This window comes from Streptomyces sp. NPDC057900 (assembly GCF_042887885.1).
Lineage (GTDB): Bacteria > Actinomycetota > Actinomycetes > Streptomycetales > Streptomycetaceae > Streptomyces.
This window is the reverse complement of the sequence record NZ_JBHVOI010000013.1, coordinates 1,078-20,125: the sequence shown is the minus strand read 5'-3', so window position 1 is coordinate 20,125 and position 19,048 is coordinate 1,078. Positions and strand designations below refer to the sequence as shown.

At 73.2% G+C, this 19,048-nt stretch carries 17 protein-coding genes and 1 pseudogene; 6 read left to right on the top strand and 12 right to left on the bottom strand.

Features of this window, described 5'->3' with window-relative positions; translation table 11 throughout:
- Positions 1 to 302: 302 nt before the first annotated feature.
- Positions 303 to 2,102 carry a glycoside hydrolase family 15 protein gene (locus ACFVQ0_RS31595; RefSeq protein ID WP_390092752.1) on the top strand — a complete coding sequence of 600 codons (1,800 nt, stop codon included), beginning with the start codon at positions 303 to 305 and terminating at the stop codon, positions 2,100 to 2,102.
- 50 nt (positions 2,103 to 2,152) lie between these two features.
- Here the strand turns inward: ACFVQ0_RS31595 and ACFVQ0_RS31590 are convergent, their stop codons facing one another.
- A complete protein-coding gene (locus ACFVQ0_RS31590; RefSeq protein WP_390092622.1) occupies positions 2,153 to 3,010 on the bottom strand; it encodes a sulfurtransferase in 858 nt (285 codons plus the stop codon).
- 176 nt (positions 3,011 to 3,186) lie between these two features.
- On the opposite strand from ACFVQ0_RS31590, the gene ACFVQ0_RS31585 reads away from it, so the two are divergent.
- The gene (locus tag ACFVQ0_RS31585) at positions 3,187 to 4,812 is read left to right on the top strand and encodes a PucR family transcriptional regulator (protein ID WP_390092621.1); all 1,626 of its coding nucleotides are present in this window, start codon (positions 3,187 to 3,189) and stop codon (positions 4,810 to 4,812) included.
- A gap of 54 nt (positions 4,813 to 4,866) precedes the next feature.
- Here the strand turns inward: ACFVQ0_RS31585 and ACFVQ0_RS31580 are convergent, their stop codons facing one another.
- The 5 genes from ACFVQ0_RS31580 to ACFVQ0_RS31560 all read right to left on the bottom strand — a co-directional run bounded on the left by ACFVQ0_RS31580 (position 4,867) and on the right by ACFVQ0_RS31560 (position 10,075).
- Positions 4,867 to 5,964, bottom strand: a complete 1,098-nt coding sequence (locus ACFVQ0_RS31580) for a glycosyltransferase family 4 protein (protein ID WP_390092620.1) — start codon at positions 5,962 to 5,964, stop codon at positions 4,867 to 4,869.
- Positions 5,965 to 6,154: 190 nt separating this feature from the next.
- Entirely contained in the window at positions 6,155 to 7,900 is a 1,746-nt protein-coding gene (recN, locus tag ACFVQ0_RS31575) for a DNA repair protein RecN (protein WP_390092619.1), read from the bottom strand.
- A 96-nt stretch (positions 7,901 to 7,996) separates the two neighbouring features.
- Positions 7,997 to 8,902 (bottom strand): NAD kinase, encoded by a 906-nt coding sequence (locus ACFVQ0_RS31570; protein WP_390092618.1) that lies wholly within the window; start codon positions 8,900 to 8,902, stop codon positions 7,997 to 7,999.
- Positions 8,899 to 9,714 carry a TlyA family RNA methyltransferase gene (locus tag ACFVQ0_RS31565; protein WP_390092617.1) on the bottom strand — a complete coding sequence of 272 codons (816 nt, stop codon included), beginning with the start codon at positions 9,712 to 9,714 and terminating at the stop codon, positions 8,899 to 8,901. The genes ACFVQ0_RS31570 and ACFVQ0_RS31565 overlap by 4 nt, the downstream gene beginning before the upstream one ends.
- Before the next feature lie 7 nt (positions 9,715 to 9,721).
- Positions 9,722 to 10,075, bottom strand: a complete 354-nt coding sequence (locus tag ACFVQ0_RS31560) for a hypothetical protein (RefSeq protein WP_390092616.1) — start codon at positions 10,073 to 10,075, stop codon at positions 9,722 to 9,724.
- A gap of 43 nt (positions 10,076 to 10,118) precedes the next feature.
- On the opposite strand from ACFVQ0_RS31560, the gene ACFVQ0_RS31555 reads away from it, so the two are divergent.
- Positions 10,119 to 10,466 carry an SCP2 sterol-binding domain-containing protein gene (locus ACFVQ0_RS31555; RefSeq protein ID WP_390092615.1) on the top strand — a complete coding sequence of 116 codons (348 nt, stop codon included), beginning with the start codon at positions 10,119 to 10,121 and terminating at the stop codon, positions 10,464 to 10,466.
- Between the two features lie 117 nt (positions 10,467 to 10,583).
- Here ACFVQ0_RS31555 and ACFVQ0_RS31550 read toward each other — a convergent pair whose 3' ends face one another.
- From ACFVQ0_RS31550 to ACFVQ0_RS31535, 4 genes are all read right to left on the bottom strand, one after another.
- The gene (locus ACFVQ0_RS31550; protein ID WP_390092614.1) at positions 10,584 to 11,390 is read right to left on the bottom strand and encodes an ABC transporter ATP-binding protein; all 807 of its coding nucleotides are present in this window, start codon (positions 11,388 to 11,390) and stop codon (positions 10,584 to 10,586) included.
- Between the two features lie 77 nt (positions 11,391 to 11,467).
- Positions 11,468 to 12,457 (bottom strand): FecCD family ABC transporter permease, encoded by a 990-nt coding sequence (locus ACFVQ0_RS31545; RefSeq protein WP_390092751.1) that lies wholly within the window; start codon positions 12,455 to 12,457, stop codon positions 11,468 to 11,470.
- A gap of 83 nt (positions 12,458 to 12,540) precedes the next feature.
- A complete protein-coding gene (locus tag ACFVQ0_RS31540) occupies positions 12,541 to 13,500 on the bottom strand; it encodes a FecCD family ABC transporter permease (protein ID WP_390092613.1) in 960 nt (319 codons plus the stop codon).
- Positions 13,501 to 13,617: 117 nt separating this feature from the next.
- The gene (locus ACFVQ0_RS31535; protein ID WP_390092612.1) at positions 13,618 to 14,337 is read right to left on the bottom strand and encodes an FMN-dependent NADH-azoreductase; all 720 of its coding nucleotides are present in this window, start codon (positions 14,335 to 14,337) and stop codon (positions 13,618 to 13,620) included.
- Between the two features lie 76 nt (positions 14,338 to 14,413).
- On the opposite strand from ACFVQ0_RS31535, the gene ACFVQ0_RS31530 reads away from it, so the two are divergent.
- On the top strand, positions 14,414 to 15,304 hold the full coding sequence (locus tag ACFVQ0_RS31530; protein ID WP_390092611.1) for a sigma-70 family RNA polymerase sigma factor: 891 nt from the start codon (positions 14,414 to 14,416) through the stop codon (positions 15,302 to 15,304).
- Positions 15,305 to 15,336: 32 nt separating this feature from the next.
- On the opposite strand, the gene ACFVQ0_RS31525 is transcribed toward ACFVQ0_RS31530, so the two are convergent.
- Positions 15,337 to 16,365 carry an HAD-IIA family hydrolase gene (locus ACFVQ0_RS31525; protein WP_390092610.1) on the bottom strand — a complete coding sequence of 343 codons (1,029 nt, stop codon included), beginning with the start codon at positions 16,363 to 16,365 and terminating at the stop codon, positions 15,337 to 15,339.
- Between the two features lie 71 nt (positions 16,366 to 16,436).
- Here ACFVQ0_RS31525 and ACFVQ0_RS31520 point away from each other — a divergent pair, with 71 nt between their 5' ends.
- Positions 16,437 to 17,714 carry a DUF1015 domain-containing protein gene (locus tag ACFVQ0_RS31520; RefSeq protein WP_390092609.1) on the top strand — a complete coding sequence of 426 codons (1,278 nt, stop codon included), beginning with the start codon at positions 16,437 to 16,439 and terminating at the stop codon, positions 17,712 to 17,714.
- Between the two features lie 63 nt (positions 17,715 to 17,777).
- On the opposite strand, the gene ACFVQ0_RS31515 is transcribed toward ACFVQ0_RS31520, so the two are convergent.
- Positions 17,778 to 18,497 (bottom strand): tetratricopeptide repeat protein, encoded by a 720-nt coding sequence (locus tag ACFVQ0_RS31515; protein ID WP_390092608.1) that lies wholly within the window; start codon positions 18,495 to 18,497, stop codon positions 17,778 to 17,780.
- Positions 18,498 to 18,527: 30 nt separating this feature from the next.
- Between ACFVQ0_RS31515 and ACFVQ0_RS31510 the strand changes: the two are divergent.
- Positions 18,528 to 19,048, top strand: a pseudogene (locus tag ACFVQ0_RS31510) (hypothetical protein); the annotation flags it as partial.

The window sequence follows — 19,048 nt, the reverse complement described above, 5'->3', positions numbered from 1 at the left end:
TGCCAGACGACCACCGGTCCACGGGCTACCAGGGTATCAGCGACCAGGGGAGCCTGCTTCCGGCCACTCCCGGCACAGTCACCACACATGTTCCCCGCAGGTCCCTCACGCCCCACCCGTTCGGCTCATCTCTCTTGCCGGGACCGTCGCGCGGATCACCCAGGTGCGTCGTATCCTGCTCGGACACTCGCTCCGGGCGAGGTATGGACGCGCAGATTCCCCCACCTCAACCCCTAGCAACGACCTCTTGACCCGCAGTAAGCGCCCTACGGGGCGACATGGCCGTTCGACTGGAGATGCACGTGGCCGGGCGCATCGAGGATTACGCACTCATCGGAGACATGCAGACCGCCGCCCTGGTCTGCCGGGACGGTACAGCCGACTGGCTGTGCCTGCCCCGCTTCGATTCACACGCCGTGTTCGCCGGCCTTCTGGGCACCGAGGAGCACGGCTTCTGGCGCCTCGGGCCGCGCACCGAGGGCGAGGAACCGCCCTCGGCCGACCGCCGCCGCTACCGCGGGGACTCACTGATCCTGGAATCGGAGTGGGACACCCCGCGCGGCACGGTCCGGGTGACCGATTTCATGCCGCCGCGTGACGGCGCCCCGCAGCTGATCAGGATCGTGGAGGGCGTCAGCGGCCGGGTGCCGATGCGCTCGGAGCTGCGCATGCGGTTCAGCTACGGGCGGGTCACCCCGTGGGTGCACAAGGTGGACGGCCGCACGGTCGCCGTCGCGGGCCCCGACTCGGTCTGGCTGGACACCACGGCCGAGACCTTCGGCGAGAACCTCACGACGTACTCGGACTTCACCGTCGCCCCCGGTGACCGGATCGCGTTCACCATCAGCTGGCAGCCCTCGCACCGCGAACCGCCCGCGCTCCCGGACCCCGAGGGTTCGCTGGAGGCGACCGCGGACTTCTGGCGCGAGTGGGTCGAGCAGTGCACGTACCACGGTCCCTACCGCGAGGCCGTGGTCCGCTCGCTGATCACCCTGAAGGCGCTGACCTACGCCCCGACCGGCGGCATCGTCGCCGCGCCCACCACCTCGCTGCCCGAGGACATCGGCGGCTCCCGCAACTGGGACTACCGCTACACCTGGCTGCGCGACGCCGCGATCACCCTGTCCTCGCTGCTGCGCACCGGCTACCGCGAGGAGGCCCGTGCCTGGCGCGAGTGGCTGCTCAGGGCGGTCGCGGGCGACCCGGAGAACCTGCAGATCATGTACGGGATCGCGGGCGAGCGGGAGCTGGGCGAGGCCGAGCTGGAGTGGCTGCCGGGTTACGAGCAGTCCGGCCCGGTCCGGGTCGGCAACGGCGCCGCGGGCCAGCTCCAGCTGGACGTGTACGGCGAGGTCACGGAGGCACTGCACCTCGCGCACATGACCGGGCTGACCCGCAACGACTACGCCACCGGCCTCCAGCTCAAGCTGATCGAGTACCTGGAGAAGCACTGGGAGGAGCCGGACGAGGGCATCTGGGAGGTGCGCGGGCCGCGCCGGCACTTCGTGCACTCCAAGGTGATGGCCTGGGTGGCGGTCGACCGGACGATCAAACTGATCGAGGCCGGGGACGCGGAGGGGCCGCTGGAGAAGTGGCGCGATCTGCGCGACGACATCCACCGCGACGTCTGCGAACGCGGGTACGACAAGGAGCGCAACACCTTCACCCAGTCGTACGGGTCGAAGGAGCTGGACGCCTCCCTCCTGCTGATCCCCCAGATGGGGTTCCTGCCGCCCGACGACAAGCGGGTCATCGGCACGATCGAGGCGATCCAGCGGGAGCTGTCCACGGAGGACGGCTTCGTGCTCCGCTACCCCACCACGGGCGGCGACGCCGGGGTGGACGGTCTGGAGGGCGACGAGGGCGCGTTCCTGGCGTGCTCGTTCTGGCTGGCCGACGACCTGGCGATGATCGGCCGGGTAGACGAGGCCCGCCAGCTCTTCGAACGGCTGCTGTCCCTGCGCAACGACCTGGGCCTGCTGGCCGAGGAGTGGGACTCCCGGCTGCAGCGCCAGGTGGGGAACTTCCCGCAGGCCTTCAGCCACGTGCCGCTGATCGACACGGCACTGCGGCTGACCGCGAGCGGGGCGTACGTGGGCTGACGGTCCGGGCAGCGGCGGGCCCCGCGTGGGCTCGCCGCACCCGGTCCCGTTCAGCCGCCCGTGACGACCGGACGGTTCCCCGAGGGCAGTCCCCATTCGCTCCAGGAGCCGTCGTAGACCGCGGCCGCCCCGCGGCCGGCCAGGGCGGCGGCCAGCGCGGGCACACAGGCGGTCACGCCGGAACCGCAGCTGAACAGCAGCCGGTCCCGGCCCGGAGCGAGCGCGTCGAACAGGGCCCGCAGCTCGGCCGCCGGGCGCATCCGGCCCTCGTGCTGGACCTCGGTGAAGGGCAGGTTCACCGCCCCGGGCATATGGCCGCCGCGCAGCCCCGGCCGTGGTTCCGGCGCCGTGCCGCCGAAGCGCTCCCTGGACCGGGCGTCGAACACCACGGCCGCCGGATCGGTGAGCGCGGCCGCCACCTCGTCGGCGTCCACGAACATTCCGGGGCGCGGCCTCGCTGTGAAGTCCCCGCGCGCGGGGATGCCGTCGGGGGCGCCCTCCCGGATCGGCAGTCCGGCGGCCGTCCAGCCGGGCAGCCCGCCGTCGAGCACCGCGACCCGGTCCAGGCCCATCGCCCGGAGCATCCACCAGGCCCGTGCGGCGGAGTAGAGGCCCACCGCGTCGTAGACCACGACCGTGTCGCCGTCACGGAGGCCCAGCGCGCGCATCTCCTCGGTGAACCGGGCCGCGCCGGGCATGGTGTGCGGCAGCGGTCCACCGGGCTCCGACAGGGCGCCGTCGAGGTCGAAGGAGCGGGCTCCGGGGATCCGTACAGGGGTTTCCCGGTGGGCGCCGACCGAGGCGTCGAAGACCCGCAGTCCGGGCCGGCCGAGCCGGGCGGCGAGCCAGTCCGGGCCCACGAGCGGGCCGGGCGGTCCGTCCTCGTACGCAGGTGCCGCGTCGTCCATGGCGGGTCCTCCCCCGTGCCGGTGCCGAAGGGTCAAGATCGCAGCGGGGCCCCGGCCTGTCAACGGCCCGCCGCCCCGGCGGTGCCTCCGGTGCTCCGGGCCGGTACCTTCCTGACCAGGGCGTCGGCGAGTACGCGCGCCCGGTCCGAACGAAGCGAAGCGCGAGGCCCGAGTCGATGGAGACCCAAGGCGGTATCACCGTGCAGCGTGCCCTGGAGCTGCCGGGGCTGCGCGGCGGGCTCCCCGAGGTGGTGTCCGGCGCCGACCGGCTCAGCCGTACGGTGCGCTGGGTGCACGCGGGCGAGGTCCCCAACATCGCCTCGCTGCTGAAGGGCGGCGAGCTGCTCCTGACCACCGGCCTGGGGCTCGGCACCCGCCCGGCCGAACAGCGCGCGTTCGTCCGCAGACTCGCGGAGCGGGGCATCGCCGCCCTGGTGGTGGAGCTCGGTCCGCGTTTCAGCAGGCTGCCCGCCTCGATAGTGGACGCCGCCCGCGCCGCCGGGCTTCCGCTGGTCCAGCTGCACCGCGAGGTGCCGTTCGTGACGGTGACCGAGGAGATCCACACCGAGATCGTCAACGGCCACTACGCGCTGCTCCAGCAGGCGGAGGAGGTCCACCGGCGCTGCACCCAGGCGCTGCTCGGCGGCGGCGGGGTGCCCCAGGTGCTGGGCATCCTGGCGGACTTCACGGCCAATCCGGTGTTCCTGGAGACGGCCGACGGCCAGCTGCTGTACGCGGCCGGCACCGAGTCGGGACCGGTCTCCGCCGATCCGCTCCAGGTCTGGGACGGGATGCGCGGCGGACGGGCGGCCCGGGAGTCGCCGCCCGTCGGCGCGGTGCTGGCGGATGTGCCGGGCGGCGGTCCCGGGACCGGTTCTGTACGGGCCAGGCTGGTGCTGCTGGCCGTGGACGGTCCGCTGGTAACGGTGCACCGGATGGCGGCGGAGCGCGCGGCGGGGCTGCTCGCCGTGGTGCTGATGCAGGCCCGGCAGGAGGAGGAGCTCGCCGCACGCGGCCGCGGTGACTTCCTGACGGATCTGGCGGAGGGCCGGATCGCCCCGGAGGACGCCCCGGCCCAGGCCCGGGTGCTCGGCTTCAAACCGGGCGAGATGCCGCTGCTGCCCGTGGTGATGCGACTGGCCCCCGAGCTGTCCCCGTCCGGCAACTGGGCGCTGCTGGCCCGCGCGGTCCTGGAGGAGCTGTCCTCCGTGGGGGTGCCGGTGCTGCTCGGGGTGCGGCCGGTGGAGGGCCGGGTGCCGCTGCTGCTGGCGCTGCGGACCGAGACGGAGCGCACGGCGGTGGCCGACCGGGTCGCCGCGGCGCTGCGGGCCGGGGTGGAGCGGGCCGGGCTCGAACGGGCCGGCTCCCATCCCCCGGTCGTGGTGGTCGGGGTGGCGGGCAGCTGGGCGACGGCCGGCGCGGGGCTCCGGCACGCGGCGGAGACGGCCACGGCGGCACAGGGGCTCGACGACCGGCCCTGGTACGACGCCCGGCGCCTCGATATCGATCTGCTGCTCTGGCGGCTGCGGGACCACCCGGATCTGGCGGCGTTCGTCGAGCGGGCGATCGGCCCGCTGCGCGACCACGACCGCACCTCGCGCCCGCCGCTGCTGCCCACCCTTGAGACCTATCTCGCACACGCGGGCCGCAAGGCGGAGACGGCTCGCGAACTGCATCTGAACCGTCAGACGCTCTACAACCGGCTCGCTCGTATCGGTGAACTTCTCGGCACCGACCTGGACGACCCGCAGGCGGTCCTGGCCCTCAGCCTGGCCCTGCGTGCCCGCCGCCACACGGCCTGAGATCCGGCCCGCACCACCACCTGCTCAGCGGTCCCGGCCCGCACCGCCACCGCCTCAGCGGTTCCTGGCCACCGCCAGCGGCTGCGCCAACTCGTCGTACACGCTGAGCACTTGGGCGATCGTGTCGTCCTCGGTCGGCCAGCTCGCGGCCTGCGCGATCCCCGCGGCGGCCAGCCGATCCCGTTCCGCCGGGTCCCCGAGCAGCCGGGCGACCGCGCGGGCGAGCGCCTCCGCGTTCCCGTACGGCACGAGCTCCGCGGCCTCACCCACGAGTTCGGGCACTCCGCCGACCGCGGTGGCCACCAGCGGCACGCCGATCCGCAGCGCGTCCTGGGCCAGCAGCGAGCGGGCCTCCCAGCGGCTGGGCAGCACGGCCAGGTCGGCGGCGGCCAGCAGCTCGGTGACATCGGCCCGGCTGCCGATCAGCGCGACGGGCAGGTCCTCGGCCTTGATCCGGCGCTGCAGAGCCGCCCGCTCGCGCCCCTCGCCCGCGATGACCAGCAGGGGCACGGTGTCGAGCCGCCGCCAGGCGCGCGCCGCGTCGAGCAGCGTGCCGAATCCGTGGTGCGGCACCAGGCTGCCGACCGCCACGATCAACGGCCGTTCCACGGCGCCGAGTTCGGCCCGGACCTTACCGTCGGGCAGCGCGGCGGGGGTCAGCGGCGGCGGGGTGGCGACGGGCGCGAGCCGGGCGTCGCGCGCCCCGCGCCGGCGGGCCCGGTCGACCAGCTCGGAGGAGGCGCCGAGCACAACGGCCGCCGCGCGGACGGCCCTTCGCTCCAGCAGGTGCAGCAGCCGACGGCGGGCGCCCTCGGCGTGGGACCGGGTGTGCCAGGTGACGACCAGCGGAACGCGGCGGCCGCCGAGCGCCAGGGCGGCCCGTACGGCGGCGTTGAGCCCGTGCGCGTGGACCACGTCGGCGCCCGCGCAGGCACCGCGCAGCGCGGCGACGGCGGCGGGGTCGCCGCGCCTGGGCACGGGCGCGAAGTGCGCCCCGGTCGCGGAGAAGTCGTAGGCGCGGTCCAGCCCGGCGGGCGCGCAGACCGTGACGTGCACGCCTCGCGCGACCAGTCCGGCGGCCAGCGAACCGACGTGGGCGCTGCTTCCCGCACTGCCTCCGCCCAGCACTTGGACCGTACGCAGCTGTGACACGTTGAATGGCTCCCGGTGCTGCCGAGTCGGCGGTATGTACACCGCCAAGGATGCCAGTCCGTACGCACGTTCCGGCACGACCGGACCGTAACTCCGGTGCGCACCGCGACAAACCGGGCGTGGCGCACCACTCGCACGGGTGAAGATCGCGGGGTCACGGCGATCGGCGGCCGGGCCCCGCGACCCGCCGCTACCCGTCCGACCGTGCCGTGGCGAGCAGTTCCTCCGCGTGGGCGCGGGCCGTCTCGGAGTCCTCCTGGCCCGCGAGCATCCGGGACAGCTCCCGTACCCGCTCCTCGCCCTCCAGGACGGTGACACCGCTCCGGGTCACCGAGCCGTCCACGGTCTTCTCGACCAGCAGCTGCCGGTCCGCGAACGCGGCGACCTGGGGCAGGTGGGTGACGACCACCACCTGCGCGGACCTCGCGAGCTTGGCCAGCCGCCGGCCGACCTCGACGGCCGCCTTGCCGCCGACGCCCGCGTCGACCTCGTCGAAGAGGTAAGTGGGTACGGGGTCGGAACCGGCGAAGACCACCTCGACGGCGAGCATCACCCGGGACAGCTCGCCGCCGGAGGCGCCCTTGGCGATCGGCCGGGGCTGGGCGCCGGGGTGCGGGGCCAGCAGCAGTTCGACCTCGTCGGCGCCGGACGGCCCGTAGGCCACACTGCGCCCGCCGATGTCGATGCCTGACGCCTCGTCGGGCGCCTCGGTCTGCCGGATGTCGAAGGAGACCCGGGCGTGCGGCATCGCGAGGGAGGCGAGCTCGGCGGTGACCGCCTCCGCGAAGAGCGCCGCCGCCGCCGTCCGGGCGTCGGTCAGCGCCTGGCCGAGTCCGGAGAGTTCGCCGCGCAGCGCGTCCCGTTCCTCGGTCAGTTCGGCGATCCGGTCGTCGTCGCTCTCCAGCTCCGTGAGGCGCGCGGCCCCGTCCTCCGCCCAGGCCAGTACGGCGGTGATGTCGTCGCCGTACTTGCGGGTGAGTCCGGTGAGCGCGGCGCGCCGCTCCTCGACCGCGGCGAGCCGCAGCGGGTCGGAGTCCAGCTGATCGGCGTAGCCCGCGAGTTCGCCGGCGACGTCGGAGAGCAGGATGGAGATCTCGCCGACCCGGTCGGCGAGTGCGGCGAGTGCCGGGTCGTGGGCCCGTACCCCTTCCAGCGCCTGGCCGGCCGCTGCCACGATGGTCGTCGCGTCCACCGCCTCCTGGTCCTCCGGGTTGCCGGCCAGCGCGGTGTGCGCGAGGGCGGCGGCGGAGGCGAGGGCGTCCGCGTGGCCGAGCCGCTGGGCCTCGGCCGCGAGTTCGGTGTCCTCACCGGGCAACGGTTCGACGGCGGCGATCTCGTTCAGCCCGAAGCGCAGCAGGTCGGCTTCCTGGGCCCGTTCGCGGGCGCGCGTGGTCAGCTCGTCGAGTTCACCGGCGACCTCGCGCAGCCGCCGGTAGGCCGCCGCGTAGGTGGTGTGCGGTACGGCGACGCCGTCGCCCGCGTACCGGTCGAGGGCCTGCCGCTGCCTGGCCGGCTTGAGCAGCCCCTGCTGGTCGGTCTGGCCGTGCACGGCGACGAGTTCGTCGGCGAGCTCCGCCAGCACGCCCACCGGCACGGATCTGCCGCCGAGGTGCGCACGCGAGCGCCCCTCCGCGGAAACGGTACGGCTGATCAGCAGCGCACCGTCCTCGATCTCCGCACCGGCCTCCTCGGCCCGCAGCGCCGCCGCGTCGCCCTCGGACACCGTGATCCGGCCCTCGACGACCGCCGCCTTCGCGCCGATCCGTACGAGGGCGGGGTCGGCGCGTCCGCCGAGCAGCAGCCCGAGGCTGGTGACGACCATGGTCTTGCCCGCGCCGGTCTCACCGGTCACGGCGGTGAAACCGGGTGACAGCTCCACCACCGCGTCGTCGATGACTCCGAGCGACCGTATCCGCATCTCCTCCAACACGGACATGACCATACGAGGTTTCGTGGTCCCCGCGCACACGGGCCGCCGCCGGGGCACCGGATCGGGTGGGTGCGGCGGAGTTTCCCGGCGCCCGGTCCGGCGTCAGTGCGGCGCGCCCCGCCAGCCCGACACCGGCAGCGCGAACTTGGCCACCAGCCGGTCCGTGAAGGAGGCCTGGTGCAGCCGGGCCAGCCGGACGGGAACCGTGCCGCGCCGCACCTCGACCCGGGCGCCGGGGGGCAGCTCGACCGTCCTGCGCCCGTCGCACCAGAGCACCCCCTGCGGGGTGTGCGGCTGGACCTCCACGGCCAGCACCGACGTGGGCGAGGTCACCAGCGGCTTGGCGAACAGCGCGTGCGCACCGATCGGGACCATCAGCAGCGCCTCCACCTCGGGCCACACGACGGGCCCGCCGGCCGAGAAGGCGTACGCGGTCGAGCCGGTGGGCGTCGCGCAGACGATGCCGTCGCAGCCAAACCCGGTCACCGGACGGCCGTCGATCTCCAGCACGACCTCCAGCATCCGCTCGGGCGACACCTTCTGCACGGCCGCCTCGTTGAGCGCCCAGTCGGTGTGCACGACATTGCCGTTGCTGTGCACGACGACATCGATCGTCATGCGTTCCTCGACGGTGTACGCCCGGGTGACGACCCGGTCGACGACCTTGTCCAGGTCGTCGCGCTCCGCCTCCGCGAGGAAGCCGACCCTGCCCAGGTTGACGCCGAGCATCGGCACCCCGGAGGCGCGTGAGAGCTCCGCGCCGCGCAGCAGCGTCCCGTCCCCGCCGAGCACGATGAGCAGCTCACAGCCGTTCACCGGCTCCAGGGTGGCGTCGGTGACGGTCTCGACGGACGGCGGCAGCGGCAGATCGGCCGCCTCCGTCGCCAGCACCCGTACGCCCAGACCGTTGCGCAGCAGCCCCTGGACCACCAGCTCGGCGCTGCGGATCGCGGCCGGGCGGCCGGTGTGCGCCAGTAGAAAGACAGTTCGTGCCGTATTCGTCGTCAACGGGGCCCCTCCGCCACTGCACGGTCGACATCCGCGGGATCCAGCTCAGGTGCTCCGGCCCGCAGCCACAGAAAGTACTCGACGTTCCCCGACGGTCCGGGCAGCGGGCTCGCCGTCACGCCCCGGACCCCCAGGCCGAGCGCCCACGCCCGGCGCGCCACCTCACGTACCGCCTCGGCCCGCAGCTCGGGGCTGCGCACCACCCCGCCGCTGCCGAGCCGCTCCTTGCCCACCTCGAACTGCGGCTTGACCATGAGGACCAGGTCCGCGTCGGCTGCGGCGCAGCGCGCCAGGGCGGGCATGACGAGTCCCAGCGGGATGAACGACAGATCGCCCACCACCAGGTCGACGGCCTCGCCGTCGATCGCGTCGAGCGTCAGCTCCCGCACGTTGGTGCGGTCCTTGACGGTGACGCGCTCGTCGGACTGGAGCGACCAGGCGAGCTGCCCGTAGCCGACGTCCACGGCGACGACGTGTGCCGCTCCGGCCCGCAGCAGGACGTCGGTGAACCCGCCGGTGGACGCCCCGGCGTCCAGCGCGCGCCGCCCCTCCACCTTCAGCCCCAGCGGCGTGAAGGCGGCGAGGGCACCGGACAGCTTGTGGCCGCCCCGCGATACGTACTCGGGGTCGCTGTCGTCCTTGGTGACGACGACCGCGGCGCTCGTCTCGACCTGGGTGGCCGGTTTGGCCGCGGTGTTGCCGCCGACGGTCACCCGTCCTGCGGCGATCAGCTGGCTGGCATGCTCGCGTGAGCGGGCGAGCTTTCTGCGTACCAGCTCGGCGTCGAGGCGGCGACGGGCCACTCCTGCCACGTTCGGTTCAGCTCCTGTTGTTGGACGAGTCGTTGTACGGAATGTTGTGCGGCTTGCTGTGCGCGGCCCCCGGGACGGGTGCGGGTGCCGCGTCCAGCGCGGTCAGCGTGTCGCGCAGGCCACGGTGTACATCCTCGTACACCTCGATGTGGCCGTCCGCCGGGAGGTGGTCGGCGTCGGCCAGCCGGTCCAGTCGCGCGTCCACCCCGGCGTCCCCGGTGGGCGCGCGGACGACGCCGAGGGGCGCGGGGGCCGCCGGATCGTGCGGGGCAGCCCGGGGCGGCTCCTGCGGCGCGTCCTGCGGGATCTCCCCGGGCGCGGTTCCGGCGGCCGTCCCCGGCCCCGGCGTCGAGTCGCTCATGCGGGAAACGCTACCCCGAGGCGCTGCGGTACCGTCGATCACGATGGCGACCATGGCGGAGTGCCGCAGCGCACTCGACAGACTTTCGGACAACCTCGCGGGGGCCGACGGCGACGTGCGCAGCGCGGCGTCCCTGGACCGTTCGCTGAGCTGCCACATCAAGGACCTCGACGTCACGTTCACCGGCCGGCTGGCCGGCGGCCGGATCCAGGTCCTGGACACCGTCGAGGGGCCGCCCGCGGAAAAGGCGGAGATACGTCTCGCGATGACCGGGGACGATCTGGTGGCCCTGGTCGACGGCGAGCTGAACTTCGCGAAGGCGTGGGGCTCCGGCCGGGTACGCCTGGAAGCCGGCTTCCGCGACCTCCTGAAACTCAGATCCCTGCTGTAGCCGGCCCGGGCCGAATCAAGCCCGTCCGGCGCTTGAGGACGTCTTTCAAGCCTGTCCGGCGATTGAGGACAAAACGTGGCCGAAGGTCACGCGCCCCTCTGCACCGCACCGCACCCCTTAAACCGGCGCGACCCGCGCCCCCCGCACCCGCGCGGCCGGCACCACCAGCGGCGTCCCCGTCTCCGGATCGGGGATCACCTGGCACCGCAGCCCGAACACCCGCTCCACCAGCCCCGCGTTGACGATCTCCTCGGGCGCGCCCTCCGCGACGATCTCGCCCTCCCGCATCGCGATGAGGTGCGTGGCGTACCGCGCGGCGTGATTCAGGTCGTGCAGGACCGCGACCAGCGTGCGCCCCTGCGTCTCGTGCAGCTCCGCGCACAGGTCGAGCACATCGATCTGGTGCTGGATGTCGAGGTACGTCGTCGGCTCGTCGAGCAGCAGCAGCGGCGTCTGCTGCGCGAGCGCCATCGCGATCCAGACCCGCTGACGCTGCCCGCCGGACAATTCGTCGACATAGCGATCACCGAGCTCACCGACGCCGGTCGCGGCCATCGATTCCTCGACAATGCGTTCGTCTTCCGGTGACCACTGCCGCAGCAGCCCCTGGTGCGGGTAGCGCCCCCTGGCCACCAGATCCGCCACGGTGATGCCGTCCGGGGCGATCGAGGACTGGGGCAGCAGCCCCAGCGTCCTGGCGACCTTCTTCGCGGGCATCCGGTGAATGTCCTGTCCGTCCAGCAGCACCTGGCCCCGGCTCGGCCTGAGCATCCGGGACAGCGCGCGCAGCAATGTCGACTTGCCGCAGGCGTTCGGGCCGACGATCACGGTGAACGAGTGGTCGGGTATCTCGACCGAGAGGTTCTCCGCGATGACCCGCTGGTCGTAGCCGAGGGTCACCGAGTCCGCGGTGAGGCGCTGCATGGTCGTACTCCGTGGGTCGGTCGGGGTGCTGGGGGAATGCGGGGCGGGTGAGGGCTTCGGGAGCCCGGTGCCGGATGTCATATGCGGCCCGCCTTGCGCTCTGACACCAGGAGCCACAGCAGGTAGCAGCCGCCGAGGACGCCGGTCACCACGCCCACGGGCAGCTGCCGGTCGCCGAAGGCGTCGAGCGCGACCCAGTCCGCGACGAGCAGCAGGGCGGCGCCCATGAAGGTCGCGGCCACCAGGTTGGGACCGGTCGAGCGGGTCAGCCGGCGGGCCACCTGCGGGGCGCTGAGCGAGACGAAGGCGATCGGCCCGGCGGCGGCCGTGGCGACGGCGACGAGCAGCACCGCGGCTCCCATCAGGACGAGCCGGGTGCGTTCGACCCGTACCCCGAGCGCGTACGCGGCGTCGTCGCCCATCTCCATCACCCGCAGGGCGCGGCCGTGGCCGAACACCAGCGGCAGCAGCACCGCGCAGACCGCCAGCAGCGGCCAGACCTGGGCCCAGTCCCGTCCGTCGAGCGATCCGGTCATCCAGACGACGGCGCGGGTGGCGTCCACCAGGTCGGCCTTGGTGATGAGGTACTGGGTCACGGCGGTCAGCATGGCGGCGGCGCCGATCCCGACGAGCACGAGCCGGAAGCCGTGCACGCCGCGCTTCCACGCCAGCAGATAGACGGCGACCCCGGTCAGCAGACCGCCGGCCACCGCACCGCCCGCGACCGCCGTCGCCCCGCCCTGGAACACCACGATCACGGTCAGCGCGCCGACCGTCGCGCCCTGGCCGAAGCCCAGCACATCGGGGCTGCCGAGGGGGTTGCGCGAGATGGTCTGGAAGACGGCGCCGCCGGCCCCGAGCGCCGCGCCCACCAGGAGCCCCACCAGCACCCTCGGCAGCCGCAGGTCCGTGACGATGAACTCCTGCTGGAAGGTGCCGTGTCCGAAGAGCGTCGTGACGACCTCGCCCGGGGTCATGGAGAAGTCGCCGCTGCCGATGAGGACGACCCCGGCCGCCGCCACGACGGCGGCGAGCAGCACCACCACCAGGAAGGACCGGACGTTCATCCGGAACGAGTACCCGCCGGCCGTCCGCACGGCCTTCACCGATCGCGCGGTCCCCGCCGCTGCCGTCGTCTCCTGCGTGGCCTTCACAGCTGGGACATCCTCTTGCGTCGTACGAGGTGGATGAAGACCGGCCCGCCGATCAGCGCGGTGACGATGCCGACCTGGAGTTCGGACGGCCGGGCGACGATCCGGCCCACCACGTCCGCGCCGAGCAGCAGCACCGGGGAGAGCACGGCCGCGTACGGCAGGATCCACCGCATGTCGGGCCCGGTGATCGTGCGCACCAGGTGCGGGATCATCAGCCCGATGAAGACGATCGGCCCGCACGCGGCGGTCGCCGCCCCGCACAGCAGGGTGACGGCGAGCATGGCCAGCACCCGGGTCCTGGTCAGATGGGCGCCGAGGGCCCGCGCGGTGTCGTCGCCCATCTCCAGGGCGTTGAGCGGACGGGCGATGAGCAGGGTCAGCAGGACGCCGATCGCGATGAACGGCCACACCTTGCCGACGGTCTCCGTGTTCGCGGAGGCCAGCGACCCGACGGTCCAGAACCTCAGCCGGTCCAGCGCCGCCGAGTCCAGCAGCTGTACGGCGTTGACGTACCCGTACAGGGCGGCGGTGACCGCCGTCCCGGCGAGCGCGAGCCGTACCGGGGTGGCGGACCGGCTGCCCCCGAGCAGGTACACGGCCACCGAGACGATCGCGGCGCCCGCGAAGGCGAACCAGACGTACCCGGTCAGCGAGGTGACGCCGAAGAAGCTGATCGCGGAGACGACCGCCGCCGACGCCCCCGCGTTGACCCCCAGCAGTCCGGGCTCGGCAAGCGGGTTACGGGTCAGCGCCTGCATCACCGCCCCGGCGAGGCCGAGCGCGCTGCCGACGATCAGCCCGAGGACGGTGCGCGGAATCCGCACCTTCCGTACCAGGACGTCGTCGCCGCTGCCCGAGTAGTGGAACAGGCCGTGCCAGACGTCGGCGAGGGGCAGCGCCTTGGCGCCGATCCCGATACTCGCCAGGCACACCAGTACCAGCAGCGCCAGGGCCACCAGGAGCCCTGCGGCGCGAACCGCATGGCGCCTGGGGGACGCGGTTTTGGCCGGTGCGGCTGTCGGGCCTGCACTCGGTTCCGGGGGACTCTGAACGAACACGCCGGTTAGGTTAGCCTACCCTGCTGTGCCCTTGATCCGGGCTCCCACGGGCTCCGGGCGGGACGCCGCCGCGATCACCTCCGCCCGCGCCTCGGCCAGCGAACCGGCCGCCTGCGAACGGAAGGGGGCCAGTGCGGGCACCAGCCCGGCCATGGTCAGCTCGGCGCTGACGAAACACAGGTCCTCCGCCGCCACCCCCTTCTCACCGAAGTACGCCCGCAGGTAGGGCGTCTGGAAGTCCCAGCCCTCCCGAGGGGTCCCCGGCCCGTAGGCGCCGCCCCGCGCGCTGATCACCACGACGCGCTTCCCCCGGAGCAGCCCCTCCCCCGTGTCCGGGTCCGTGAGCGCGCCGGGGAATCCGACCCGGTCGATCCACGCCTTCAGCGAGGCGGAGAGCGAGTAGTTGTACATCGGGGCGCCGACCAGCACGGTGTCGGCCGCCAGCAGTTCGGTGATCAGCGGGCGGGTCAGCGACCACTCCCGCCGCTCGGCCTCGCTCCCGACCAGCGCGTCCACTCCCTCCGGCGGTACGAGCCCGGTCCGCTCCGCTCTCCGGCCGAGTGTGCAATAGGCGGTGTCCAGCGGGGGCACGGGGTCTGCGGCCAAGTCCCGGTAGCGGTATCCGTCCGGTCCGTGCGCGGTCCGCCAGGTACGGGCGAACAGTGCGGTCAGCTGCCTGCTGACCGACTCCTCCGAGCGGTTGGCACCGCAATCCAGATGCAGCAAGGACGTCATCGGCTGCTCTCCTGTCACTTCGGTTACGTTGCGTTCGTCAGGAGGGGTGACGGAACAGCACGGCGAAAGGTGACCGGTGGACGAGCGCGAGGCACTGGCGGAACGCTTCGAGGCACAGCGCGCCCTGCTGCGCGCGGTGGCCCACCGCATGCTCGGTTCGCTGGACGAGGCGGAGGACGCGGTCCAGGAGACCTGGCTGCGCCTGTGCCGGGTCGACGCCGGCGAGCTGGACAACCTGACCGGCTGGCTGCGGACGGTGGTGACCCGCATCTGCCTCGACATGCTGCGTACCCGAAGGTCGCGCCGGGAGGACCTGGCCGAGCAGGAGGTGCTCGACCAGGTCGCCGGTTCCGCCCAGGGCCGTCCGCCGGAGGACGAGGCGCTGCTGGCCGACTCGGTGAGCCGGGCGCTGCTCGTGGTGCTGGACACCCTGGACCCCGTCGAGCGGATCGCGTTCGTGCTGCACGACATGTTCGCCGTACCGTTCAGCGAGATCGCGACCGTCGTGGAACGCACGCCGGGCGCCACGAAGAAGATCGCCAGCCGTGCGCGTCACAAGGTACGGGGCACGCCCGTGGTCCCGGCGGCCGAACTCGCCCGGCAGCAACGGGTCGTCTCGGCGTTCCTGGCCGCCGCGCGGGCCGGTGACCTCACCGCGGTCCTCGCGGTACTGGCCCCCGATGTGGTGCGGCGCGCCGATCCGGTCGCGGTACCGCCGGGCGGCTCGGCGGAGGCCCGCGGCGCGCGAGCCGTCGCGGAGGGCACGGCGGCCCTGGCCCACCGCTCACGACTGGCCGAACCCGCCCTGGTCAACGGCATGGTCGGAGTCGTCGTGGCCCCGCGCGGCCGCCTGCTGTTCGCGCTCACCTTCACCATCGAGGACGACCTGATCACCGAGTACGACGTCATCGCGGACCCGGCACGCCTGCGCCGCCTCGACCTCGCGGTCCTCGCCGACCTCGGCTGACGCGCAACAGACCACCGGCCGAAGCACAGCCGCTACAGCCCGAGCCTGGCCACGGCCTTCCCCGCGTCCAGCCCGCACGAACCCGCTCCGGCGTGCGACCACGCCGCCCCGCACAGCGCCCGCAGACCGTCGAGCGCCTCACCGTCACCCTCCAGCACGAACTGCTCGTCCCGGACGGACGCCGTCCAGCCGCCGCAGCCGAAGCCCTCGCCGACCGGCGTCACCTCGGGCTGCCCGGTCAGCAGCCCCCGCAGGTCGGCGGCCACATAGGTCGGCCGGTGCTCCGGCTTCGCGGCCAGCAGCTGGGCCGCGTCCGCCACCCCGGTCAGCACCAGCAGCGAGTCGACACCGCCGTTGAACGCCCCCTCGATGTCCGTGTCCAGGCGGTCCCCAACGACCAACGGCCGCTCGGCACCGGTCCGCAGCACCGTCTCCCGGTGCATCGGCGGCAGCGGCTTCCCGGCCACCTGCGGCTCGGCGCCGGTCGCGATCCGCACGACCTCCACGGCCGCCCCGTTGCCGGGCGCGATGCCCCGGGCGCTCGGAATGGTCAGATCCGTGTTGGACGCGAACCACGGCAACCCGCGATTGACCGCGTGGGCGGCCTCCGCGAACCGCCCCCACGTCATATCGGGCCCGCCGTATCCCTGCGCGACCGCCACCGGCTCGTCATCCGCCGACTCCACCGGCAGCAGCCCGCGCTCCCGCAACGCCACCCGCAGGCCCTCGCCCCCGATCACCAGCACGCGGGCCCCGGCCGGCAGCTGATCAGCGATCAGCCGGGCCACCGCCTGCGCCGAAGTGATCACGTCGGCGGGCTCGGCCGGCACTCCCAGCTCGGTCAGATGCTCCGCCACCGCGTCGGGTGTCCGCAGCGCGTTGTTGGTGACGTACGCCAGGTGCATCCCGCCGTCCCGCGCGGTGCCGAGCGCCTCGACCGCATGGTCGATCGCCTCCCCGCCCGCGTACACCACCCCGTCGAGATCGAGCAGAGCCGTGTCGTACGCCTCACTCAACGCGGTGCCGGTCCCGCTCGGCCTGGTCCTGCTCGCCTGACTCATATCCTGCGCTCCTCAATGCCTGGGTCTCCCCCGATCATCGCGCATCCGCGAACCCCACTTACGATGCAGAAATGAACTCACGAGGCCCCGCGGACCAGGGACTGCGGCTGATTCCGTTCCGTGGACTGCGCTACGTCCCCGAGCTGGTCGGCAGTCTCTCCGCGGTGACCTCGCCCCCGTACGACGTCGTCGTACGGCCCGACGGGCTGCTCCATCTGGAATCGGCGGATCCGCACAACATCGTGCGCCTGATCCTCCCGCAGGCCGACACCCCGGCCGCCCGCCACGAACAGGCCGCCGCGACCCTGAACCGGTGGCTGGCCGAGGGAATCCTCGCCCCCGATGCCGAACCCGCGCTCTACGTGTACGAGCAGCGCAACGGCGACATGCTCCAGCGCGGCGTGATCGGCGCCCTCGCCCTCTCCGCCCCTGCCGACGGCATCGTGCTCCCGCACGAGGACGTGATGGCCGATGTCGTCGAGGACCGCGCCGACCTGATGCGGACCGCCGAGGCCCATCTCGAACCCCTGCTCCTGACCTACCGCAGCGACGGCCACGCCACCGGGGCGGCCGGCGTCATCGAGCGGACGATCCAACGCCCGCCGCTGCTCGCCACCACCACGGAGGACGGCTTCAGCCACCGGCTCTGGGCGCTCACGGACGCGGCCGAACGGTCGGTGGTGCAGGCGGATCTGGCCCGTCGCCAGGCCCTGATCGCCGACGGCCACCACCGCTGGGCCACCTATCTCAGACTCCAGCGGGAACACACGGACCCCGGCCCGTGGGACTTCGGCCTGGTCCTGCTGGTCGACACGGCCAGGTATCCGCTCCGGGTACGGTCCATCCACCGGCTGCTGCACGGACTGCCCGTCACCGACGCACTCGCCGCCCTGGCCGGCCTCTTCCGCGTCCGCCCGGTCGAAGGTCCGCTCCCCCGTGCCCTGGACGCCCTGGCCGGGGCGGCGGCCGAGAGCAATGCTTTCCTACTCGCGGGCGACGGCGGATTCCATCTGGTCGACCGCCCCGACGAGGCCCTGCTGGCCCGCACAGTCCCGGCCGACCGGCCGGAGGCATGGCGCACCCTCGACGCGACGGTCCTGCACTCGGCGCTGCTCGACCATGTCTGGCACATCCCGGACGACCCGGCGCACATCGCGTACATCCACGACACCGCGGCCGCCGTCGAACAGGCCGAACGCCACAACGCCACGGCGGTGCTGATGCATCCGGTACGCGAGGAAGTCGTCCGGGACCTGGCCCGCCAGGGCGTCACCATGCCCCGCAAGTCGACATCCTTCGGCCCGAAGCCGGCCACGGGTCTCGTCCTGCGCAGTCTCCCCCTCGGCTGACCCCGGCCCCGGCACACAGAAGAGGGCGGCACCCCGACCGGGGTGCCGCCCTCTTCTCAAGCGTTACGCCTTGACCGGACCGTCCTCGTCGTCCTCGTCGTCCTCTTCACCGAGGTCGTCCGAGACGGCGGCGGGGGCCGCAGGGGCGCCGTCCTCGTCATCGTCGCCGAGAGCATCGACGAACTCGACACCGTCCAGCTCGGCAAGGCGGTCCGACGCATCGGTCGAGCCGTCCTTGTCGGCCTCCAGGGCCTTCCCGAACCACTCGCGCGCCTCATCCTCGCGACCGGCGGCCAGCAGCGCGTCCGCGTACGCGTAGCGCAGTCGCGGCGTCCACGGGTGGACGGCGCTGGAGGCCAGCTCGGAGCTCTGGAGCGTCACGATGGCGGCATCGATCTGCCCCATGTCACGACGGGCACCGGCAGCGACCAGCCGCATCTCGACCTGCCCGGCCTTGTCCAGCTTCTGCACCTCGGGCTCACCGGCCATCGCCATCGCCCGCTCCGGCCGCCCGAGTCCGCGCTCGCAGTCGGCCATGACCGGCCACAGCTCGACGGAACCGGTCATCCGACGCGACGCCCGGAACTCCGCGAGCGCCTCGGCGTACTTCTGCGTCGCGTAGGCGGCGAAGCCCGCCGCCTCACGAACGGCGGCGACCCGCGAGGCCAGTCGCAGGGCGATGCGTGAGTACGCGTACGCCTGCTCAGGGTCCTCGTCGAGCAGCCGGGCCACCATGACCAGGTTCCGGGCGACGTCCTCGGCCAGGGTCTTGGGCAGGCTCATCAGCTCCTGCCGGACGTCCTTGTCGATCTCGTGGCCGGTGACCTCGTCGGGGATGGGAAGCCGCTTGATCGGCTCGCGCTCACGCTCGTCCCGACGCTCGTACCCCCCACGGTCGTCGCGGCCGCGGTAGCCACCCCGGTCGCCCTCGTCACGCCGGCCACGGAAACCGCCGGAAGGGCCTCCCCGGCTGTCGTCACGGCGAGGCGCACGGTCCCGGCCGCCACGGTTGTCGTCCCGACGGAAGTTGCCGCCACCACTGCTGGGCCGGCTGTCGTCCCGACGGAAGCCACCACCCGAGGAACCACCACGGCTGTCGTCGCGGCGGAAGCCGCCACGGTTGTCGTCGTCGCGACGCGGCCCACGGGGCCGGTCGTCACGACGCTCGAACCCACCACCGGAACGCCCACCACGGTCATCGTCCCGACGCGGAGCCCGGTCATCACGACGGAAGCCGCCGCCGGAGGAACCACCACGGTTTTCGTCGCGACGGAAGTTGCCGCCACCGCTGCTGGGCCGGTTGTCGTCGCGTCGGAAGTTGCCGCCGGTGCTGC

Excerpts from the sequence above, each read along its gene's own strand:
- ACFVQ0_RS31590 (WP_390092622.1), bottom strand. The coding sequence starts at position 3,010 with ATGGACGACGCGGCACCTGCGTACGAGGACGGACCGCCCGGCCCGCTC.
- ACFVQ0_RS31585 (WP_390092621.1), top strand. The coding sequence starts at position 3,187 with ATGGAGACCCAAGGCGGTATCACCGTGCAGCGTGCCCTGGAGCTGCCG.
- recN (WP_390092619.1), bottom strand. The coding sequence starts at position 7,900 with ATGTCCGTGTTGGAGGAGATGCGGATACGGTCGCTCGGAGTCATCGAC.
- ACFVQ0_RS31560 (WP_390092616.1), bottom strand. The coding sequence starts at position 10,075 with ATGAGCGACTCGACGCCGGGGCCGGGGACGGCCGCCGGAACCGCGCCC.
- ACFVQ0_RS31555 (WP_390092615.1), top strand. The coding sequence starts at position 10,119 with ATGGCGACCATGGCGGAGTGCCGCAGCGCACTCGACAGACTTTCGGAC.
- ACFVQ0_RS31550 (WP_390092614.1), bottom strand. The coding sequence starts at position 11,390 with ATGCAGCGCCTCACCGCGGACTCGGTGACCCTCGGCTACGACCAGCGG.
- ACFVQ0_RS31545 (WP_390092751.1), bottom strand. The coding sequence starts at position 12,457 with ATGAACGTCCGGTCCTTCCTGGTGGTGGTGCTGCTCGCCGCCGTCGTG.
- ACFVQ0_RS31535 (WP_390092612.1), bottom strand. The coding sequence starts at position 14,337 with ATGACGTCCTTGCTGCATCTGGATTGCGGTGCCAACCGCTCGGAGGAG.
- ACFVQ0_RS31525 (WP_390092610.1), bottom strand. The coding sequence starts at position 16,365 with ATGAGTCAGGCGAGCAGGACCAGGCCGAGCGGGACCGGCACCGCGTTG.
- ACFVQ0_RS31520 (WP_390092609.1), top strand. The coding sequence starts at position 16,437 with ATGAACTCACGAGGCCCCGCGGACCAGGGACTGCGGCTGATTCCGTTC.
- ACFVQ0_RS31515 (WP_390092608.1), bottom strand. The coding sequence starts at position 18,497 with ATGAGCCTGCCCAAGACCCTGGCCGAGGACGTCGCCCGGAACCTGGTC.